Source organism: Lactococcus fujiensis JCM 16395 (genome assembly GCF_002441655.1).
Lineage (GTDB): Bacteria > Bacillota > Bacilli > Lactobacillales > Streptococcaceae > Lactococcus > Lactococcus fujiensis.
The window spans coordinates 1-2194 of the sequence record NZ_JXJU01000040.1 but is presented as its reverse complement, the minus strand read 5'-3'; the positions used below and the strand labels follow the sequence as shown (position 1 = coordinate 2194).

Below are 2194 nucleotides of genomic sequence, written 5' to 3'. Positions count from 1 at the left end.
CTCTAAAAACTTGACTTAACGTCATAATGTTATAAGAAGAAACAGGAAAGATTATTTAATTTTAAGTTTATAAATGTCAATCATTAAGTATATTCAAAAAAAAAAGAATATTAGTATCCTTTATTTTATTTTTTCCACTTTAATTAACACTCTTAAAGAACTCATGAGGTGTCCCTTTATTGAGTTTTCTAAAGTCTTTTTGTTAGTTTCTCTAATTCAATATCAATCCGTGTTGCATCCTCAAATTAGAATAGGAATTATCTTCATGAAGAAAAAGTAAAAAACACCTTTTGGTGTTATTTACATAAATTTCAGCATATTTTACTTCAGGATTCAGCAAATCTTCTTCTGAAAAAAATTCTCAAGGTTAATCATACGTTGATAAAACAATACTAAAGGGAATTCTGAATCAATGTGTGAGTTCTTATCATTAAATCCACAAATTCATCGAGAAACATTGCAAAATATAGCAGTAGAATATCGTTACAGTTTACAATACATAAATAAAATTTATGTGAATTTAATTTTACCCTTCCTTGACCTACTTGTTAGTGAACCAATTTAATGAAGAGTCACCTAGTCTAATTCAGTTTTTTAAACGATGGAAGATATCTTATTAGTATTCCATTAAAAGGAGTTACGTCAAATGAAAAAGTTTTTTCTTGAAAATGATTCCTGTTCATAATTTTCATCGGTCAATTCATACTCAGAATAAAAGCGCTCAGGAGAAATAACGAATGCAGATTCGTAAGCCAAATTCATCGTATCAGGTTGCATGAAGTAATAGCCAATTGGATACGCTCTAAATGGATCTAGTTCCCAAGAAAATTCAGGTTTATAGAAAAGATTTTCACCATTCTTCTCCTTAATCAGTCCCTTTTTACAATATTCTTCAACAAAATGTGGAATTTCATCAAAATTAAAGGGTTCGATTTTCCAAAATAAGATTTTTTTCTTTGATGTTACAGTAGGGGAATTAATACTCATCTTTATTTCCTTTCAAAATTGTTAGTAATAAGATTTATTATATGTTTATCTTTTGAATTTGTAAATAAAAAAGCGTAAACGAAATTAAAATGTCATATTGTAAATTGTATTATGGTTTATTATTTACCCGGTCCTTTTTAAAATGATTATATAGTGAGTTTAAAAAAGGGTGACTTTAAAAGATTAATTGAATTTACGTGATACTTGCTTTTCCTTTAGTAATATAGATGTAATTAATAGAATTAGTAAAAGGAAAAAATATATCAGTCATTTATCTGTTACTAAAATGTAGTCGTTTGTATTATTGAAATCGAAATTTTTATATCAATATTTTTTGATTTTAGGGAATAGAAAAATAGTGGATTAAAATTAATAATACTTTGTCCCCTTACATTTAATGGTAAAATATCATAAATAGAGTTAATCTATCTTTTGCATCAAATAAGAAAATTGTGGATTTAAGAGAATTGCATGAATATCGTGAAGGCGGTGATATTACAACCACCCACGATATGCGTGTCTATTCAGAATTGGACCGTTTCCACCAAGCGATTGATGCAGTGAGGATTTTAAGAAAAAACCAAGTTGTAGATGAAGCAGTGGCAGTCGCCTTTATTGATGTGACGAACCGGTCGCTTGAAGAATACTTTGAAGTTACACGTGACGGAGGTGTAGACATTCCTAAATTTACTGAATGGAAATGGAAAACATTGAAAGCGTAACCCTTAAAGTTATCTCATTAAGCAAAAGAACTCAGAGAAGAGTTCTTTTTTCTCCTTTGACGTTGGCCGAAGTCATCAGAGTTTTGACAATGATTGCACAGAAAAAACGTGCAATGGAAACTGTTCAAGGGTCAGTTGACGAAGAAGGACTTTCATCATTATTAGGGAAAGAAAACAACTCTATCCTAAATGCTTTTGTTGCCAAAATGGACAATGACAACAATACTGTTAAAGCAGATGTTGAAGATTTTGGCTCTAAACAAGAATACTATCTTAGCAACTTTGGTAAAGAATTGGAAGTTGAAGATGGTGGTCGTCCTCAATTAGACGAAAATCTCAATTTCATTTGGCCAGGTCTTAATACATCTGAGTATGCTAAAATACTTCCAAGTAAAGTTTCTGAAATAGAAAAGGCGAAGAAACCTGTAGTAGAAGCAATTAAAGCTGTTGAAGAAGTTGTTGTGTCAAAGGTTGACTTCTCTTTC

The 2194-nt window shown here is 30.2% G+C and carries 3 protein-coding genes; 2 read left to right on the top strand and 1 reads right to left on the bottom strand.

The window, feature by feature from the left end; genetic code table 11:
• Positions 1–642 precede the first annotated feature (642 nt).
• Positions 643–987, bottom strand: a complete 345-nt coding sequence (locus RT41_RS10085; RefSeq protein WP_096819279.1) for a hypothetical protein — start codon at positions 985–987, stop codon at positions 643–645.
• Between the two features lie 452 nt (positions 988–1439).
• On the opposite strand from RT41_RS10085, the gene RT41_RS10080 reads away from it, so the two are divergent.
• Positions 1440–1709, top strand: coding sequence for a phosphoketolase family protein (locus tag RT41_RS10080; RefSeq protein WP_245811691.1), 270 nt, complete (start codon positions 1440–1442; stop codon positions 1707–1709).
• Positions 1710–1798: 89 nt separating this feature from the next.
• The coding region (locus tag RT41_RS10075) for a hypothetical protein (RefSeq protein ID WP_143467374.1) at positions 1799–2194 on the top strand (396 nt) is incomplete at its 3' end.